Here is a 17,867-nt window from a genome sequence, read left to right on the forward strand (position 1 = left end):
ATTCGTCAGGAAACAGATGAAAAATCTGAAAGTTCCTTTTCCTCAGTACACTTCATTATACGTCAAATTTAGACATATTACTATTACAGTTTCTTTTCATTCCCAGACCGAGAAAAAACCTTGCCCCTATAACAGGCAAGGTTTTTCTGTTATTTTTTCTGTGACAGCCATTTTGCGATCTTCGCGGCTTCCTCATCATTTACAAGATGGCTCGGCATATTGCCGCGTCCGTTTTTAATGATGCTTTCAATTTTAGCTTCATCATACTTCCCGCCGACTTCCTGTAAATTCGGACCTCCGCCGCCTTCTAAGTCTTTACCGTGACAGCCGATACAGCTTTGCTGATAAAGCTCTTCGCCCGCTGACGCAGATGCTTTTGATCCGCCTGAGCTTTCTTTTTTCGATTCATTGGATCCGCCACATGCCGCCAGCAGGACGGACATGGTCAGAACCAGCGCCAGCAGCGCCCATTTTGATTTCATATGTAAGATGCACCCCTTCGCTATTATAACCTCGTTTACGCGCGTTTGAAACCCTCGCCGAGCACCTCGCTTGCGTCTGCGACAATGACAAAGGCTGACTCATCAATTTGTTTGACGATTTGTTTCAGTTTTGTGAATTCGGTCTGACCGACGACACACATTAAGATCGGCCGGTCATGTTCCGTATACCCGCCGACTGCGGAGATCTTCGTCACACCCCTGTCGATTTCTTTAAACACAGCCGATCTGACTGCTTCTTCATGCTGCGTAATGATTAAAGCCATTTTGGAGCGGTTGAACCCGACCTGCACGACATCAATCGTTTTGCTTGAAATAAATACCCCGAGCATCGCATACAGTCCCTGCTCCACTCCGAAAACGAGCATCGCGCTCAGCACAATTAATCCGTCCATGATGGCAAGGCACGTTCCCAGCGACAGCCCCGTGTATTTGTGAATGATCTGCGCCGCCAGAGCCGTTCCCCCTGTTGAGCCTTTGCCGAGATACACGATGCCGATTCCCGTTCCGATCCCGACGCCTCCGAAAATCGCCGCCAGCAGTTCATGGGTCGTCGCGGCAGGCAGATCTCTTGTTAAAAAGACGGCGAGCGGCAGAACGATGGAACCGACCAGTGTCTTCATTCCGAACTTCCCGCCGAGAATGATCACTCCGGCGATAAACAAAGGGATGTTAATAATCCACTGCACGTAAGCCGGTTCAAAACCAAACGTTTCTAAAATGGTGCTGATCCCGCTTACTCCCCCCGCTGCTATACGGTTCGGCAGCAAAAATACGTTAAACACGACCCCCGTAATCGCCGCGCCGATCATGATATATATGTAATCTTTGATCAGACGGAGCGGCTTATTGTGATTCACATCCATGCAAAATCCTCCGTTCTCCGATTTTCTCTCGATAGCATTTTAATTCTTCCCGGCTTAGAAGTAAATAACAGCCAAATACCGTATTAATTTGCTAAAGCGCTGTTGTGAAAAATGGAAAAAGAGAACGGATAAAAAAACACACCTTGCCAAAGGCAGGTGTGTTCCCGGATTACGACAGTTTAGAACGTAAATAGGCGTCAATGAAGATATCGATATCTCCGTCCATAACCGCCTGCACGTTCCCCATTTCCGTATTGGTGCGGTGGTCTTTCACCATGGAGTACGGATGGAAGACGTACGAGCGGATTTGGCTGCCCCAGCCGATTTCTTTCTGTTCGCCGCGGATTTCGTCAAGCTCCGCCTGCTGTTCTTCAATTCTGCGCTGATACAGCTTCGCTTTGAGCATTTTCATCGCCCGGTCGCGGTTTTTGATTTGTGAGCGTTCCGTCTGGCACGTGACGACTACATTTGTCGGCAGGTGGGTGATCCGAACGGCTGAATCAGTCGTATTGACGTGCTGTCCGCCGGCACCGCTCGCCCGGTACGTATCAACTTTAATATCTTCGGTACGAATATCAATGTCGATTTCTTCATTGAATTCAGGCATGACTTCACATGACACGAATGACGTGTGACGGCGGCCTGATGAATCAAATGGAGAAATCCGCACGAGACGGTGTACGCCTTTTTCCGCTTTTAAATAGCCGTATGCATTGTGGCCTTTAATAAGCAGTGTGACAGACTTAATTCCTGCTTCATCTCCCGGGAGATAATCAAGCGTTTCAACTTTGAAGCCGCGTCTTTCCGCCCAGCGGGTATACATTCTGAGCAGCATGGAACCCCAGTCCTGAGATTCCGTACCGCCGGCGCCCGGGTGAAGTTCTAAAATCGCATTATTTTTGTCATATGGTTCACTGAGCAGCAGCTGAAGCTCAAATTCATTCAATTCCTTCGTTAATGACTTCAGCTCTTTCTCAAGCTCTTGCTGAAGGTCCTGGTCAGGTTCTTCTTTTAAAAGATCATGTGTCATTTGCAGCTCTTCGTGAGACTCGCTCAGCTGATGGTAGGAGTTCACGTATTCTTTCAGACCGTTCGCTTCGTTGATGACGGTTTGGGCCTTCTGCTGGTCATTCCAGAATTCCGGTTCCGCCATCTTTTCATCTAATTCTGCAATGCGGGCTTCCTTTGATTCGAGGTCAAAGAGACCCCCTGAAGTCCGCTAAACGAGAAGCCATATTTTCGAGCTCTGCCCTGATTTCTGATAATTCCATTCCATTCACCTCATTAAAAGATCCGGGGCGCCATAAGACGCAGACCCGGTCATGTTCGCTTCATACAGTCCAGACTATTCTGTCCGGCCGCAGCAATTTTTATATTTTTTTCCGCTTCCGCAATGGCAAGGCGCGTTGCGTCCGATATCCACAACTTTGCGGACCGGCGCTTTTTTCGCTTGTTTGGCCTCATCGCCGTCCTGCGGCTGATGAGCCGTCGTTTGGCCCTGAACAACTTCTTCGCGTTCCAAATTGCTTTCAATCTCGGCCTTCATGACGAATTTCGCAACTTCGTCCTCAATGGACTCAATCATGTGCTCAAACATTGCGAAACCTTCCATTTGATATTCACGCAGCGGATTTGTCTGCGCATAAGCGCGAAGGTGAATCCCTTGACGCAGCTGATCCATCGCATCAATATGATCCATCCATTTTGAATCAACGGCACGCAATACGATGACTTTTTCAAATTCACGCATCTGCTCCGTACCGAAATTCTCTTCTTTTTCATTATATTTCGTCATGATGCGGTCCATGATCATCTCATGCATTTCGTCCGGTTCTTTTCCGAAGATATCGCTCTTTTCAAGCGCGCCTTCATCAAGATACGTTGTATTCACCAGCTCCACGAGGCCGTCAAGATTCCATTCTTCCGGAAGCTCCTCTTTCGGCGTATAAGCGGCAATCGCACGCTCCAGAGAAGACTTGATCATGCCTTCCACAATGTCGCGCAGGTTTTCAGAGTCAATGACTTCAAAACGCTGCTTGTAAATGACTTCGCGCTGCTGACGGAGCACGTCGTCATATTGAAGAAGCTGTTTACGTGAATCGAAGTTGTTTCCTTCGACACGTTTTTGAGATGATTCCACGGCGCGTGACACCATTTTGCTCTGAATCGGCGTGGAGTCATCCATACCGAACCGGTCAAGCATCGCCATCGTCCGTTCAGCTCCGAAACGGCGCATCAATTCATCTTCCATTGAAAGATAAAATTGTGTGATGCCCGGGTCTCCCTGACGTCCTGAACGTCCGCGGAGCTGATTGTCAATCCGGCGGGATTCGTGGCGTTCCGTACCGACGACTGCAAGGCCGCCAAGCTCTTTTACGCCTTCCCCGAGTTTAATGTCGGTTCCGCGTCCCGCCATGTTGGTCGCAATCGTGACAGCGCCTTTTTGTCCCGCTTCTTCAATAATCTGAGCTTCACGCTCATGGTTTTTGGCATTCAGCACCTGATGCGGAATCCCTTTGTTTTTCAGAAGTTTAGAAATCAATTCAGACGTTTCAACGGCAACCGTACCGACAAGAACCGGCTGTCCGGTCATGTAGCGCTGGGCGACATCCTCCGCCACCGCCTTGAATTTCCCTTCCATTGAGCGGTAGATCAAGTCCGGACGGTCGTCACGGATGACCGGCTGGTTGGTCGGGATGGATACAACCTGCATGTTATAAATATTGCGGAATTCTTCCTCTTCCGTTTTTGCGGTACCGGTCATACCGGCCAGCTTTTCGTACATACGGAAATAGTTTTGGAACGTAATCGTCGCCAATGTCATGCTTTCATTTTGAATTTCCAGGCCCTCTTTCGCCTCAATCGCCTGGTGAAGACCTTCGCTGTAGCGGCGTCCTTTCATCAGACGGCCGGTGAAGGAATCAACGATGACGACCTGGCCGTCCTCAACAACATAATCCACGTCTTTCTGCATCGCCGCATGGGCTTTTAAAGCCTGGTTGATATGGTGGTTCAAGGCCACGTTTTTGACATCAAACAGGTTGTCGATGCCGAACGTTTTTTCAGCCTTCGTCATTCCTTCTTCCGTCAGCTGAACGCCCTTCGTTTTGACGTCATACGTGTAATCCTGATCTTTCTTGAGCGTGCGGACAAACGCATTTGCCTGCACGTACAGTTTTGTGGACTTCTGAGCTTGTCCGGAAATAATCAATGGCGTTCTCGCTTCATCGACTAAAATTGAATCGACTTCATCAATAACGGCAAAATGAAGCGGGCGCTGCACCATTTGTTCTTTATAGAGCACCATGTTATCACGCAAATAATCAAAGCCTAGTTCATTGTTCGTTGAATACGTGATATCGGCTGCGTAAGCTTCGCGTTTTTCATCTTTTGACATCGAATTCAGGTTCAGGCCGACTGTAAGCCCGAGAAACGCAAAGATTTCTCCCATTTGCTGGGCATCACGGCTCGCCAGATATTCGTTGACCGTTACGACGTGAACGCCTTTTCCCGTCAAGGCATTTAAATACACGGGAAGCGTAGACGTCAGCGTTTTCCCTTCCCCTGTTTTCATTTCGGAAATGTTCCCCTCATGAAGGGCGATGCCCCCCATGAGCTGCACTTTAAACGGGAACATGCCGGTTACGCGGCGGGAAGCTTCACGAACGACGGCAAACGCTTCGACAAGAAGGTCATCCGTCGTTTCTCCTTTTTCAAGCCGCTCTTTAAATTCTGCCGTTTTATTTTTAAGCGCCTCGTCAGAGAGATTTTCATAATCTCCTCTTACGGCATCAATGTCATTTGCTATTTTTTCGTATTTGTTCAGCGCACGTTTGGTCGGATCAAACATTTTATTTAAAATCCCAAGCATCTATAACGCTCCTCTATGTTCACATGCAGATTTTGCATGGAATAAATGATAATTTTCTGTCCATGTATACCTCTCATTATCATAACATACCTTTTGCTATTTCCAAAGAATTTGCAGATAAAGATAGAGAAAAACCTTCCGCGCGTTCACGGAAGGCTGGATGGGTTTATTCAGTCGGTTCAATTAATCCGTATTTGCCGTCATTTCTGCGGTAAACGACATTTGTGAGATTCGTCTCCGCGTTGGTGAATACGAAGAAATTATGTCCGAGCATATTCATTTGGAGAATCGCTTCTTCATTATCCATCGGTTTTAAATTAAAACGCTTTTGACGGACAATTTCCGGGCTGTCATCTTCAATTTCGTCCTGAACCGCTACGCCCGTATCAGCAGCGCTGCCGTTCTCGAAATAATGTTTCGGAAGACCCTGCTCGCGGAATTTTCGGTTGACTTTTGTTTTATGCTTTCGGATTTGACGTTCCAGCTTGTTTGTTGCGAGATCAATTGCATTGTACATATCCTCGTTATGCACTTCAGAACGAAGCGCCAGATCAGTCATCGGAATGGTGACTTCAACTTTGGATTCCTTATCGTTATAGAATTTTAAGTTGACGTTCACATCGGCATTGACGCTCTGCTCGAAATATCGTTCCAGCTTGCCGATTTTTCTCTCCACATGATCCTTTAACGCAGGTGTAACCTCAATGTTTTCTCCTCTGATATTGTAGTTCATCAAAGAACGCCTCCCTTTATCTAAGGATATGTAACTATTTCTCTTTTACCCCTTCTGATCCCTGCTGAAACGTTAAAATAATGTGTAAATTCGGTGAACGATGACGAATGGTGTCGGTTTTATCCGGCAGCGTCCGGCAGGATTATAAGTATATGCAAAGGACGCAGGCAAAAGACCTGCCGCTTGCAGCAGGTCTAGTGAAGAACATACGGTTTGATGCAGTCGTGCGTCTGCTCCATCCATAGCTTATAATGCGGCAGAAAGATGGTTTTTAAAAACTCCTGAAAAGGGGCGGACGGGAAATCATAATCATTTAACATGCTGAAATCCTGAAAGATCTCGTCAAATGAGCGGATCGCCGTCTCCACGCATCGGCACTCAATGATAGACAACAGAAGCGCATGAGAGGAATCGAGATGAAAAAAAGCCTGAATCAAATCGTTGTAAATCCGCTCGCCCTCCGTCTTAAAAAAATCGTCCTGCGTGTCCAACAGGTAGCAAAGCCCCTCATCAATCGTAAAAAGAAGCTGGTAATAGGCTGACACCAAATGGTAATCGTTCAAACTTCTCAAAACACTCACCTATTTGCGTTTGTCGTAATAACGGCCGTCACTTGTCGTTTGCTGATACGGATTGAAATACGTATTATGGTAGATTCGTTTTTTCTTAAGCGTTTTTATTTCATTTCGGATGCCATCCTGAATCCGTTTCACTTCGCCGGTAATCAGACGGTCCATCGCGGCCACCTGCTGAAGCAGCGTTTTTTCTTCTTCGGAAAAAGGCGGCTTTATGCCCGCAAGCATCTCCTCCCTTTTCTCCGTAAATGCCGTAACGCTGCTGATGAGACCGTCGCTTTCCGGGGCGTCCTTCAGTGCAGCGTACATGTTCTTCGTTTCGTTATACAAAGAAAAGACATTGCTGTTCATCAGGCAAGGCCGCCCGCGCCATGGCTGTTTTTCCGTTCACTCTGCATGGCCTGCTTCCACGTGTCGCGAAATTCAGTAACGAGCTTTTCCGCTTCATCTAAAAACTCTCCGTTATTCTGCACGTTCGCATCGATCAGCCGGCGGCGGATGTAATCATAGATTGATGACATCTGCTCAGAAATCTCAATCTCCCGGTTTAACGTGATGCTGAGCTCTTGAATGATGTTTTGCGCCTTTACGATATTTTCATTTTTGGCTTCAAGGTTGTTTTGCTTCATCGCCTGCCTTGCCAGCTTAATGAATCGCAGGCAGCCGTTATAAAGCATAAGGGTCAGCTCTTCCGGAGCGGCTGTAAAGACGGATGTCTGCTGGTAAGCAGCAAAAGGATTATTTATTGCCATTTTTATAAAACCTCCAAGGTTATGATGTTGAAGATCCTAACATTGACGTGAGATATGAAGATTGGCTGTTCAATTTCTCCAATGCCGTATCCAGTGCGCTGAACTTTTTATAATATCTCGTCTCGATGTCATCCAGCTTCGTTTTCATATTGGAAATATTTGTTTCTATTTCATCCAGGCTTTTTCCGATGGCAAAGCTGGTTGATACCGAGCTTTCCGTACCCGCCTGTTTTGAAATTTGAATCTGCATTTTATTTAATGTGTCTTTTAATCTCCGGGCAATCCCCTGTTCCTCCGGGTTTTTGGTTTTCGCTGTATCAGGGCTGTCTGCATTAAACAGTTTAGCCACGAGAGCAGGATTCTCGGTAATTTTCTGTTTCAGTTTCGCTTCGTCTTTAATGACAAGCTTTCCTTGATCCGTATAACTATCAGACGTCTCAATTCCGAAATCGGCAAGCTGATATTTTTTCCCGTCAATCGTAACGGTTGAGTACAGATCAAGCCGCATCTCCGCCAAACCGTTCTGCAGCGTGCTGTCACTCCGTAATAAACCGCTTTTAGCTTTTGCCTCCCACTGCTCAATCTGCTTATCGGTCATTGCTTCTCTTTGTTCATCGGTTAGCGGCTTATAATCGCGGTATTTTGATTCTGTCACCTTCTCGTTTGCGCTTTTAATTAACGTATTGTATTTATCAACGAAATCTTTAATGTTGTTAAAAATGCCGTCCGTATCCGTCGTGCTGTTAATCGTAACCGTTTTATTGCTGTCCGTCACGCTGTTCAGCGTGTATTTGATGCCGTTGATCGTAAAGTTATTGGACGTTTTTGTCATTTCAAGCCCGTTGAACGTAAACTTCGCGTTTTTCCCTTCGGCATTGGCCGTCAGTTCATTTGTTGCATCATCAACGGCAAAACCGAGCTGATCTTTCAGAAAGCTTTTGGTCGCGTCATCACCTGCTGAAAGGGTAAACCCTTCCCCCGTTTTATTGGAAGTGAACGCAATCGTGTCCACATAATCCGAGCCGTTAGAGATTTTCTCTTTTAAAGCCGTCACTCCGAGACCCGAGCTGTTCAGTTTGGTGACCACATCATCAATCGTATCGGTTGCGGCGATCGTGACGTTTACCTCAGTCGGCTTCGTTTCACCCGGATTTGTGACATTGAATTTCAATGTTTGGCTTTGACCCGAAGTGAAATTGATGGCCCCTGAGGATTTATAAGTCGTCGGCGTAGCCAGCTGCTGTACAGACATGCTCGTTGAAATATTCTGCTCAGCACTGACGGCCACCGCGCTGACACTGGAATCCGAACTTGTTACTGTTTTTTTATTCCAGTTTGTGGACATCAGCATATTATTAAATGTAGTAGAATACATGTCGGCAATCTGGGTATTCATTTCCCGATAAGCATCGCGCTTCCATTCAAGCGTCTGCTTTTGCTGGTTTAATTTATTAAGCGGCTGCTTTTCGGCATCCATCATTTTTTTCACCAGAGAATCTACATCAAGACCGGAATTAAGGCCTGTGATTCTTGTGACCATATGTACCCTCTCCTTTTCGGCGTTTAGTCGTAGACGGCTCTATGACAACAGTGAGTTTCCGACTGTTTATCATATCACAGCTCCATAAATGTATGATCTTATTCTTATATCGGTCATATTAAAAGGTTTTCAATAATTTAACTGCAAAATATAATGTTTCATTTTGTCAATAGGGTTCTTTGGCTTGCTGAAGGAGGAGTTAGCTGAAGAAATAAAAAAAGACCCTGGAGAACCAGGATCTTTCCGTCATTAACCTTTAAGCAATTGAAGAACTTGCTGAGGCTGTTGGTTAGCTTGCGCAAGCATAGCTTGTGAAGCCTGAGTAAGGATGTTGTTTTTCGTGTACTCCATCATCTCAGAAGCCATGTCTACGTCACGGATACGTGATTCAGCAGAAGTCAGGTTCTCAGAAGAAGTACCAAGGTTGTTGATTGTGTGCTCTAAACGGTTTTGAACCGCACCAAGTTTAGCGCGCTCGCTAGATACTGTGTCGATAGCTGTTTTGATTGTTGTAAGAGCTGAAGACGCAGCTTTAGCTGATGAAGAGATGTCGATACCTTTTGTTACTTTAGAATCTGCAGCTAATTTTTCAGATGCAACGACTTTACCTTTATCATCATAATATCCAGCAGCTTTTGTGACTTCACCAGTAGTTGCGTCTTTTTCTTCATCCGCCCAAGTAGCAGTGCTTCCGTCAGTTGCTGTAAGTGTATTTTGATCACCAGATACAGTATAAGTCGTACCAACTTTCAGGCTTTCAGAGTCCATTTTATTGATAGACAGGCTCATTGTTTGGCCTTCGTTAGCTCCGATTTGGAACGTAAGGTTTTGCGCAGTTCCGTCAAGAAGTTTCTTCGTGTTGAACTCAGTGTCAGTAGAGATTCTTGTTACTTCAGACGCTAATTGGTCCATCTCTTTTTGAAGCTCAGAACGGTCAGAATCAGTGTTTGTATCGTTCGCCGCTTGTGTAGCAAGCTCGCTCATACGCTGAAGAATGCTGTGAGTTTCGTTCAATGCACCCTCAGATGTTTGGATAAGAGAGATTCCGTCTTGAGCGTTTTTAGACGCCATGTCTAAACCGCGGATTTGAGAACGCATTTTTTCAGAGATCGCAAGACCCGCAGCGTCATCACCAGCGCGGTTGATGCGAAGACCTGAAGATAATTTTTCCATGTTTTTTGCAGCAGAGTTTGAACCTGCATTCAGCTGACGGCTAGTGTTAAGAGCCGCGATATTGTGGTTGATTCTCATTTTGTATTTCCTCCCTGAATTGTTTTTCGCACGTCCTTGTGCATTTGCGCAGCGTCATTTCTGAAGAAAATTTTTCCTCTCATTGGCTACAATATATATATCGGATGGCCGCTTCTATTGTTTATATTGAAAATAAAAAAATCCTCACTTTTTTTGTGAGGATAAGTTAAGTAATAAATCAGTATTAAAAGATACGGCTCTGTTGTTCTCTTCCAGGATCGACAAGTAGATTTCTTTCCGGTGAATATCTACGTGCTGAGGCGCTTCAATTCCCAGCTTCACTTGTTCTCCTTCGATAGCGATCACCTTTATTTCAATATCCGGCCCGATCTGAATGGACTCATTCACTTTTCTTGAGAGAACTAGCATGATCCTCCTCCTATCAGATGTTTTGTTTCATAGGAAGCATCATGTAAAATGATTTGTTTCGCCTTCATTTCCTTTTTATTGACGATAATCGGCGCTTTTAAATTGGCGGTCGTGTTTTCAAAAGGCTCTTCCAGTGTTAAAATCGCCATCACTTCGACGTCCTCTATATCTTCAATGTGCAAAAGCTCAAGCGTCGCTTGGTCAATGTCAAATTCGTACCCTTTAAAGAAAATAAACGGACTGGCGACAATAAAGGCGATGTGCTCCTGTTTCACAGACTGCAGCGCCAAAAACGGTGAATCTTCCGACAAAGGAAGAACAACAAATTGAGTCTCTTCATTAAATCCCGGCAGGCCGTTTTCAAATGAGATAATCTGCCCTTCATCTATTCTGATTTCTCCGTGATATTTTGTTTTAATTATCATGCTTCACAATCCTTTACCACTTTCATCTTTTATTCTGCGTTGCCATCATCAACCGAAATCGTCACCTTAGGGTCTTGCATCATATCAATCTGAACTTTCCCCGGCGTATAATTCCATACAGGTTTATTGACGGCTGCTTCAATTGAAGGTTTGCGGGCTTCAATATCAATCGTAAGCTTTGAAGGAATGCAGTCAATGTCGACGAGAAACTGCGCAGGCAGAAAGTCGCTGAATTCGCCGAATGGATCGGGCGGACTGACATCTGCTGCCTGCCGGGCCATCACATTGCCCGTTTTCTTTTCGATAGCCGCCATTTCCTTCCCTTCCCTGACTGTTTTTGCGATAAACTCGCTGCAGGCTTCCGCACCTTTTTGAGCGGCTTCAGCGTTCAGCTTTTCAAATGATTTGAGATTCAAGTTCTCCCACGCCCTCGTCTGGTCAATCGTCAGTTTGGCCGGCGTGCTTTCAATGTTCAGCTCTGCCGGCGGCTGCTCGATTTCCAGGTCAGCGGGCGGCTGTTCCATCTCGATTTCTTCCTTTTGAAAGGTTATACCGATTTTAGCAGGCACACTGTCAATAATCAATCTCGGCATCTGCACAGAGATCCCTCCTATTTATAGTATTTTAGTAAAAAAAGCGATCTCCCTGTTGTGAGTCGCTTTTTTTATATATTGAAGACGATAGTTATATTATTTCAGGAAGTCGATCAGTGACGGCTGAATGATATTCGCATTCACTGACAGCGCTGCTCTATGAACCGTCTGTTGAGATAGATAATCAACAATTACATCTTCCATTTCTACATCCTCATTATCCGACAATACTTTTTCAGCGGTTGCCGCTTGTGATTCCAATCTTGTCTGAATGAGTTCCAACCGGTTTGTGCGTGCGCCGATATTGGATTTTTCAGCATTCATTTTGTCAGTAAAACCGTCGATATCTGACAGAATTTGATTTGAATCTGCTTCGGACAGCGTGCCTTTGCTTAAAGAAGCTTCTAAGGAGTTGAGAAATTCAAATACATTATCTCCATTTTGTGCGACGCCTCCGAAAGCTGAGTTTGGATCAGAATTCACTTTCAGCACTGCTCCGTTTGAGATGTTGATGTTAACATCCGAAGCACCGGTATAATTCTCATAGTTGTACGTATATGTGCCGTCGGCATTTTCAGTGATCGGCGGGACGTCTGAATTTGTTCCGTTAAACAGATAACGTCCGTTTACCTGAGTATTCGCGACAGAAACGAGCTGCTTTTTCAGCTGGCCGATTTCTGTACCGATTGCTTTCAATTCTGTTTCACCGTTCGAATCACTTTTCGCCTGAACCATCAAATCCCGGATTTTCCCCATAATATCCGTTTCCGAGTTTACGCTTGATTCCGAGTTTTCCAGCCATGTAAAACCTTGCGAAACATTCCGCTGATACTGGTTTACCTGCGCAAGCTGAGTACGGTACTGCATTCCCTTCATTGCGACGACCGGATCATCAGAAGCTTTCGTGATTTTTTTCCCCGTAGACACTTGCTGTTGAAGCCGATCGAGCTTGTCATAACTTGAGCCGATAAATCGAAGAGAATTTTTTGCGATCATCCCTTGAGTTACTCTCATTTACTTATCTCCTATCTTCCTCCGGTGCCCATACCGTTAATAATTTTATCGAATATTTCATCCTGCATCGTTATGATCCGCGCAGCCGCATTATAAGCGTGCTGAAACTGAATCATATTTGTCATTTCTTCATCTAAAGACACTGCACTGACTGATTGTCTCCGTTCATCGGCTGAAAGGGTGTTGCTTTCAGAGTTGTTCATAAGATTGGCCGCTTTTTGTGAATTAACGCCCAGCTTTCCGATAAGGGATTCATAAAAGTCATTAATTGTAGTGGTTTCACCGTTAATAGTCAGCTTGCTGTTCTGTACGGCTGCAAGATTTGTCGCGTTTGTGCCGTCACTTTTTTCTCCGTTTAACGACGCTGCGATATTATCAGTAGACGCAAGGATTTTGTCACTGACTTTTATTTTCGCTGCCGCACCTTTTGCCGGCACCGCTTCACCGCCGCTGAAATCAAAAAATGCTGCACCCTGTTCGCCTGTATAGGTCTTCCCTTTTTCATGAACTGCATTAAACGCGTCAGCAAAGGATAGCGCCATATTGTCAAGAGCCGTCAGCATTTCAGGATAAAGCCCTTTTTCTTCTCCGTTTGACATATAGCCGTATGATTCAATAAGACCTAAAAGTGAGCCTTTTCCGGTAAATGCATCCGCATTGACCGTACTGCTGCCGACTGACACACTCGACACGAGTCCGCTGTCCTTGTCGTAGTTGATTTTCATTTCTGAAACTGTTTTTGTGTTACCGTCGAGCAGCGTACCGAGAGAATTGTTGTTCCCGTTCAGCAATTCGACGTTAACCGTGCCCTCAGCAGTCGCCAAGGCATGTCCGCCCGACTTATTATATGAAACTTTTATATTTGCCATAGAAGATAATTGATCAATCAATCTGTCTCTTTGGTCATACAAATCATTAGGGAGCATACCGCTCGGCTCAACTGCCGCTATTTGATTGTTAAGGTCATTCAGCTGATTGAGAATGGAATTGACCTGATCCGCTGTGTTATCCAGGTTCTTTTTAATATCACCCTGAATGTTAGTCAAAGAGGTAGATATATAGTTAAAACTTTCGGCAAGAGATTTCCCCTGCTCCTGCAAAACTGAGCGCGCTCCCGTATTTTCCGGATTCGTCGCCAGATCCTGAAGGGCATTCCAAAACGAACTGAGCGATCCGTTTAATCCGTTATTGTCAAGCTCTTTCATGACGCCTTCCATTTGCGACAATGAATTGGAACGGGCTGTATAGTATCCTAATTTTGTATTTTCAGTTCTGTACTGATAGTCTAAAAAACTGTCTCTGACGCGCTCAACTGAACCGGCTTTTACTCCTGTTCCGATTTGTCCGGCCGTCAGATCACTGTTTTTTGATACTGCGGGATAAGGGCTCGTCGATTGTAATGTGACGCGCTGCCTCGTATATCCTTCTGTATTTGCATTTGCAACGTTATTTGAAACTGTGCTCAATGCAGTCTGCTGCGCACTCAATGCACGCCTTGCTGTTTCGAGCCCCATAAAAGTCGATGGCATTGAAAATCCTCCGTTCTAAGCTTTTGAATCGAATAATGTCAAACGGCTGACAGGCTTGCGCGCCGCTTGCGGCTCTTTATAATTCATATTCTCTTTTTCACCCGGCATGATCATATCGAATGCCCCGGAGATGAATTGTAAAGCCTGAATCGTGAGCTGTTTGTTCATCTCATTCACTTCTTTCAGACGGTCAAGAAGCGCAGACAAAGAGTGAAATAACCCTTCAAGCTCCTGTTTTTCACTGCCTGAAGTTCTGGAGATGCATGCAGCAATTGTATTGTCCTCACCGCGGCTGAGAAACTGAGAAGTTAACCTGATTCGCTCTTCCTCAGTCTGCCCGATTGCCTGAATATACTTTTGCTCTTTAGTCAATATGTTGGAGAGCTCTTTTGTTTTACCTGCTTTCAGCGCTTCCGTTTTCTCCTCAGACAGCGTGAGCAGATGTTCATGCAGTGCGCAAAGTCGCTTCAGTTGATCAATAATTGGCTTTGCTGACATTGGCTTTCTCCTTTTTATTGCTTTTTATAAAAATTCACTATGTTTTCAGCGATGCTGTTTGAATCTATTTTATATGTTCCGCTCTCTATATCCGCTTTAAGCTGAGCGATTTTTTCCTGACGTGTTTTAGTGACCGCATCTGACGCATTTTGAAGCTCTTTTGCATGAGAAGAAATTTCCACTTTGTCCTTCGGCTTTGCAGCCTCTTTTTGTACGGCTTGCTTTTCGTAATTTTTTTGGTATGGATTAACGGATTGTGTTCCGTACTGATTGATTTTCATAGGATTCCTCTCGCTTTCTGTTCGCAGTCTAATTCTTTTATCGACTGCGTTATCAGTTAGTTTAGGGAATCAGGTGTTTTTGGTATTATAGGCATAGTATGTGTCTTTTGTACTGTTTTTTTCTTTGGATTCAGCGGCTGTTTTTTGGTTCATATGGTCTAATTGTGACTCAATATCTGTCTGACAGGACTTGCAAAATTTCCCCGTCCTGATCGGATTTCCGCACCTTTCGCAAGGATATGCCAAATTTGGAAGCTGGCTGATCTGAATCCTTTTTTGTTTGATAAACTTGAGGATCAGCTCTTCATCCACACCTGTTTCCTCAGTGATCTGCTGCATCGTCGACTGTCTGTTGATCTGCTTTCTCAAAAATTTATAGACGGTTTCAAATGCTTTTTCTTCTTCTTTAATACATGCCTGGCACACGGTCTGCAGGTTCGTTTTAAAAAATAAAGCATTGCATTTTGGACAATTCGCCAATTCACCCATCGTATTAACTCCTATTCCTTCTTTAATCTGCCTTATATTTCTATCAATTATATCGGCAGAAAAAAAGAATAATTTAGCTCCTGATTAAAGTAAAAGAGGAGACCGATGACGCTTTACCCGCTGTCAGCAGGACTTCGGCGGCTTGATGCAGTGTGGCGCCCGTCGTATAAATATCGTCTATTAAGATGACGTTCATACCTTCGGCCGAGTTTTCGGCTGCTGAAAACTTTTTTTCTGCGGACAGCCTTTCTGTTTTGCTCTTTTTGGATTGTTTTTCATTGTTCAGTCGGATGAGGGGGAAAATGACGGGCATTCCGAGCAGAGAGGCCAGCAGCTCGGATTGATTGAATCCGCGTTCCGCCAGCCGTTCGCCGCTCAGCGGAATAGGGATGAGAGTATGTGTATTTGATGGATATGCCGCTTTAAAGCCGGCAGCAAAGTCACGTCCAAATGCTTGAATGATTTTCGCATCACCCCTGAATTTAAACCGGGCTAATGAGTCCTTCATCGCATCATTATACAAATATACCGAACGGTTTTGCCGCAGCAAAAAGCGCTTTTCCGTTTTTGATTCCCGGGCCGCACAATCAGCGCATTTTTCATTTGACTCCTGAGGCCTCCCGCATATACTGCATACGGGGCCTTCAATTTTTTCGAATCGGCTGCTGCATATAGTGCATACCTCTTGCTCGGGCGCCAGAGAAAACAGAGATCTCCAAGTCAATGAACTTGAAATTGGTGAGTCACACAATAAACAATTCAGAGATATTACGCTCCTTCCCGAGTTTCACAGAACTCGCTTGGATTAACCGAAACAATCGCCGCTGATTCAGCCAGAATGACAAGCAGCGCTGTATTTTTCTGTTTATCAACTATCTCTGCTTTTGCATAAGCAACTTTCTTTTTATCTGTAACATATGCCGGCTCAGCCCGGTTTAATGAAAGTGCCAGTACATCATTTTTGCATACCCGGCATGTGCATTTCATATGAAGCTGAGGCATATGGCGGTCGAGAAGTTCCTTTAATATGATTTCTTTAGAATTGACAAGCATGCTGACAGCTCCTCATAGGAAAGTATGAGTATACTGTATCATGTTTTCTGAAATTAACTAGTCCAACAATTTACTTTTTTGTGCCAATTTGTTCATATGTTCTATATGTTTTTTTGCTTTTTTCATTCCGTTTGTAATTCCGAAATGAAACAGGACGACATCACCGCTGAAATGTTTATAATGCCTTCCCGTTCTGCCCGCGATCTGTACGAGCGCGCTCTCAGTAAAGATAGGTGCTTCTGCGCCGAGGACACATGTCTGAACTTTGGGCACGGTAACCCCTCTTTCTAAAATCGTAGTCGTTACCAGCAGATCAAGCCGGCCGTCTCTGAACCGTTTCACTTTATCCTTTCTGAATGTGTCTTCCGCATGCACGCCCTCTGCCCTTACGTTTAATTTCTGAAAATAATCCGTTGTCTTTTTCAATACGTGTACAGACGGAACGAATAAGAAAACCGGCAGCTGTGATTGAAGTTTTTGGCGGACCCAATCCGTTACAGAGCGCGGCAGTTTTCCTTTCTGAAGCTTCTTCTTCCAATTGCCGCACCACAAAAAACGCGGCTCCGGCAGGGGTTTCCGATGATATCTGGCCGGTATGCGAACGCTTTTCAGCAAACCGGCTTCAGCATTCTTTTTTAATGTGTCTGAAGGAGTTGCCGTTACATAAACAAGGGCGCTGTTTTTCTTCCTCGCTTTATCAACAGCGAATCTTAATGTCTCATCGGCTGAAAAAGGAAACGCATCTACTTCATCTATTATCATGACATCAAAAATATCTCGGTAGCGCATCAGCTGGTGAGCGGTTGAAATCATCAGCGGAGTCAAGCGGCCTTTGTCCTCGCTGCCGCCGTACAAAGCAGAAACGTCGACTTTCTCAAATGCTTTTTTCAGTCTCGGCAGCAGTTCAAGTACGACATCTGTACGCGGAGTCGCGACACAGACGCGCAAACCTTGATTCAGGGCAAACTCGATACCAGGAAACAGCATCTCTGTTTTCCCCGATCCGCAAACCGCCCATACTAACAGCTCTTGTCTCTCTTTTATCGCATCTGTAAGCGCGGCGGCGGCCTGCTTCTGTCCGTCTGTCAGTGTTCCTTCCCAAGAAAGCTTTACAGGCTCCCAGCTGTTTTCAGGGGCTTGATTCCAAGAATATAATGATGTCAGTTCATCAGCCCTTCCCATCATGACACAGGCACGGCAATAGGTAATCTGCCTCTTGGCAGAGGGCGCCCAAAATGCCGCAAAGCAGGCTTGATCAGACTGACCGCATCGTTGGCAGACGTAACGGTTTTTCCGGCGGATGATTGACGGCTCGGCCGTTATATGCTCTTTTTCTATAAAACGGTTGATGCGCTGATCTGAAAACGGTATCTCAGATCTCAATAAATGCCGGCCGCAAAAGAAATCCCGCACCTCTGAAAATTCTGAAGCACCTTCGGCCATCTCCCTGCCTCCTTTCTGCTCAAAGTATGCCTGCCGGGAATTTTTTTGTCGAATCACGAAAATTTAATAATAAAAAAATCTCCGC

Annotated in this window: 21 protein-coding genes; all 21 read right to left on the reverse strand. The window is 45.2% G+C overall.

The window, feature by feature from the left end; all coding sequences use genetic code 11:
• Positions 1-149: 149 nt before the first annotated feature.
• Positions 150-482, reverse strand: coding sequence for a cytochrome c551 (cccB, locus tag ACWJJ5_RS02165; RefSeq protein ID WP_454022155.1), 333 nt, complete (start codon positions 480-482; stop codon positions 150-152).
• Between the two features lie 35 nt (positions 483-517).
• Positions 518-1,366, reverse strand: coding sequence for a YitT family protein (locus ACWJJ5_RS02170; RefSeq protein WP_058906389.1), 849 nt, complete (start codon positions 1,364-1,366; stop codon positions 518-520).
• A 169-nt stretch (positions 1,367-1,535) separates the two neighbouring features.
• Positions 1,536-2,637, reverse strand: a protein-coding gene (prfB, locus tag ACWJJ5_RS02175) for a peptide chain release factor 2 (protein WP_096034905.1) whose coding sequence is annotated in 2 segments (ribosomal slippage) — positions 1,536-2,564 and positions 2,566-2,637 — 1,101 coding nt in all. Because the reading frame shifts where the segments join, the coding sequence is not laid out codon by codon here.
• A gap of 74 nt (positions 2,638-2,711) precedes the next feature.
• Positions 2,712-5,237, reverse strand: coding sequence for a preprotein translocase subunit SecA (secA, locus tag ACWJJ5_RS02180; protein WP_071392358.1), 2,526 nt, complete (start codon positions 5,235-5,237; stop codon positions 2,712-2,714).
• A 166-nt stretch (positions 5,238-5,403) separates the two neighbouring features.
• A complete protein-coding gene (hpf, locus tag ACWJJ5_RS02185) occupies positions 5,404-5,970 on the reverse strand; it encodes a ribosome hibernation-promoting factor, HPF/YfiA family (protein ID WP_003151413.1) in 567 nt (188 codons plus the stop codon).
• Between the two features lie 194 nt (positions 5,971-6,164).
• Positions 6,165-6,542, reverse strand: coding sequence for a hypothetical protein (locus ACWJJ5_RS02190; RefSeq protein ID WP_003151412.1), 378 nt, complete (start codon positions 6,540-6,542; stop codon positions 6,165-6,167).
• 9 nt (positions 6,543-6,551) lie between these two features.
• Complete coding sequence (fliT, locus tag ACWJJ5_RS02195; protein ID WP_003151410.1) at positions 6,552-6,896, reverse strand: flagella biosynthesis regulatory protein FliT; 345 nt, start codon at positions 6,894-6,896, stop codon at positions 6,552-6,554.
• Positions 6,896-7,297 (reverse strand): flagellar export chaperone FliS, encoded by a 402-nt coding sequence (gene fliS / locus ACWJJ5_RS02200; protein ID WP_003151407.1) that lies wholly within the window; start codon positions 7,295-7,297, stop codon positions 6,896-6,898. Before fliS ends, fliT begins: the two co-directional genes overlap by 1 nt.
• A gap of 19 nt (positions 7,298-7,316) precedes the next feature.
• Complete coding sequence (locus ACWJJ5_RS02205) at positions 7,317-8,837, reverse strand: flagellar hook-associated protein 2 (protein ID WP_101562485.1); 1,521 nt, start codon at positions 8,835-8,837, stop codon at positions 7,317-7,319.
• 249 nt (positions 8,838-9,086) lie between these two features.
• A complete protein-coding gene (locus ACWJJ5_RS02210; protein ID WP_071392361.1) occupies positions 9,087-10,088 on the reverse strand; it encodes a flagellin N-terminal helical domain-containing protein in 1,002 nt (333 codons plus the stop codon).
• 144 nt (positions 10,089-10,232) lie between these two features.
• Positions 10,233-10,457, reverse strand: coding sequence for a carbon storage regulator CsrA (gene csrA, locus ACWJJ5_RS02215; RefSeq protein ID WP_003151402.1), 225 nt, complete (start codon positions 10,455-10,457; stop codon positions 10,233-10,235).
• Positions 10,451-10,882 carry a flagellar assembly protein FliW gene (fliW, locus tag ACWJJ5_RS02220; protein ID WP_060657507.1) on the reverse strand — a complete coding sequence of 144 codons (432 nt, stop codon included), beginning with the start codon at positions 10,880-10,882 and terminating at the stop codon, positions 10,451-10,453. The genes csrA and fliW overlap by 7 nt, the downstream gene beginning before the upstream one ends.
• A gap of 29 nt (positions 10,883-10,911) precedes the next feature.
• Positions 10,912-11,481 (reverse strand): DUF6470 family protein, encoded by a 570-nt coding sequence (locus tag ACWJJ5_RS02225; protein ID WP_003151397.1) that lies wholly within the window; start codon positions 11,479-11,481, stop codon positions 10,912-10,914.
• A 90-nt stretch (positions 11,482-11,571) separates the two neighbouring features.
• On the reverse strand, positions 11,572-12,489 hold the full coding sequence (flgL, locus tag ACWJJ5_RS02230) for a flagellar hook-associated protein FlgL (protein WP_003151396.1): 918 nt from the start codon (positions 12,487-12,489) through the stop codon (positions 11,572-11,574).
• 11 nt (positions 12,490-12,500) lie between these two features.
• Complete coding sequence (gene flgK, locus ACWJJ5_RS02235; RefSeq protein WP_015387629.1) at positions 12,501-14,018, reverse strand: flagellar hook-associated protein FlgK; 1,518 nt, start codon at positions 14,016-14,018, stop codon at positions 12,501-12,503.
• Positions 14,019-14,033: 15 nt separating this feature from the next.
• Positions 14,034-14,516, reverse strand: coding sequence for a flagellar protein FlgN (locus tag ACWJJ5_RS02240; protein WP_003151394.1), 483 nt, complete (start codon positions 14,514-14,516; stop codon positions 14,034-14,036).
• Positions 14,517-14,530: 14 nt separating this feature from the next.
• Positions 14,531-14,797, reverse strand: a complete 267-nt coding sequence (flgM, locus tag ACWJJ5_RS02245; RefSeq protein ID WP_003151393.1) for a flagellar biosynthesis anti-sigma factor FlgM — start codon at positions 14,795-14,797, stop codon at positions 14,531-14,533.
• A 69-nt stretch (positions 14,798-14,866) separates the two neighbouring features.
• Positions 14,867-15,286, reverse strand: coding sequence for a TIGR03826 family flagellar region protein (locus ACWJJ5_RS02250; RefSeq protein WP_043867469.1), 420 nt, complete (start codon positions 15,284-15,286; stop codon positions 14,867-14,869).
• 73 nt (positions 15,287-15,359) lie between these two features.
• Positions 15,360-16,049 (reverse strand): phosphoribosyltransferase family protein, encoded by a 690-nt coding sequence (locus tag ACWJJ5_RS02255; RefSeq protein ID WP_196616643.1) that lies wholly within the window; start codon positions 16,047-16,049, stop codon positions 15,360-15,362.
• Positions 16,050-16,054: 5 nt separating this feature from the next.
• Entirely contained in the window at positions 16,055-16,339 is a 285-nt protein-coding gene (locus ACWJJ5_RS02260) for a late competence development ComFB family protein (RefSeq protein WP_017418816.1), read from the reverse strand.
• A gap of 57 nt (positions 16,340-16,396) precedes the next feature.
• Positions 16,397-17,782, reverse strand: coding sequence for a DEAD/DEAH box helicase (locus ACWJJ5_RS02265; RefSeq protein ID WP_454022156.1), 1,386 nt, complete (start codon positions 17,780-17,782; stop codon positions 16,397-16,399).
• Positions 17,783-17,867 lie beyond the last annotated feature (85 nt).

The sequence above is a fragment of the Bacillus sp. JK74 genome (genome assembly GCF_053663395.1).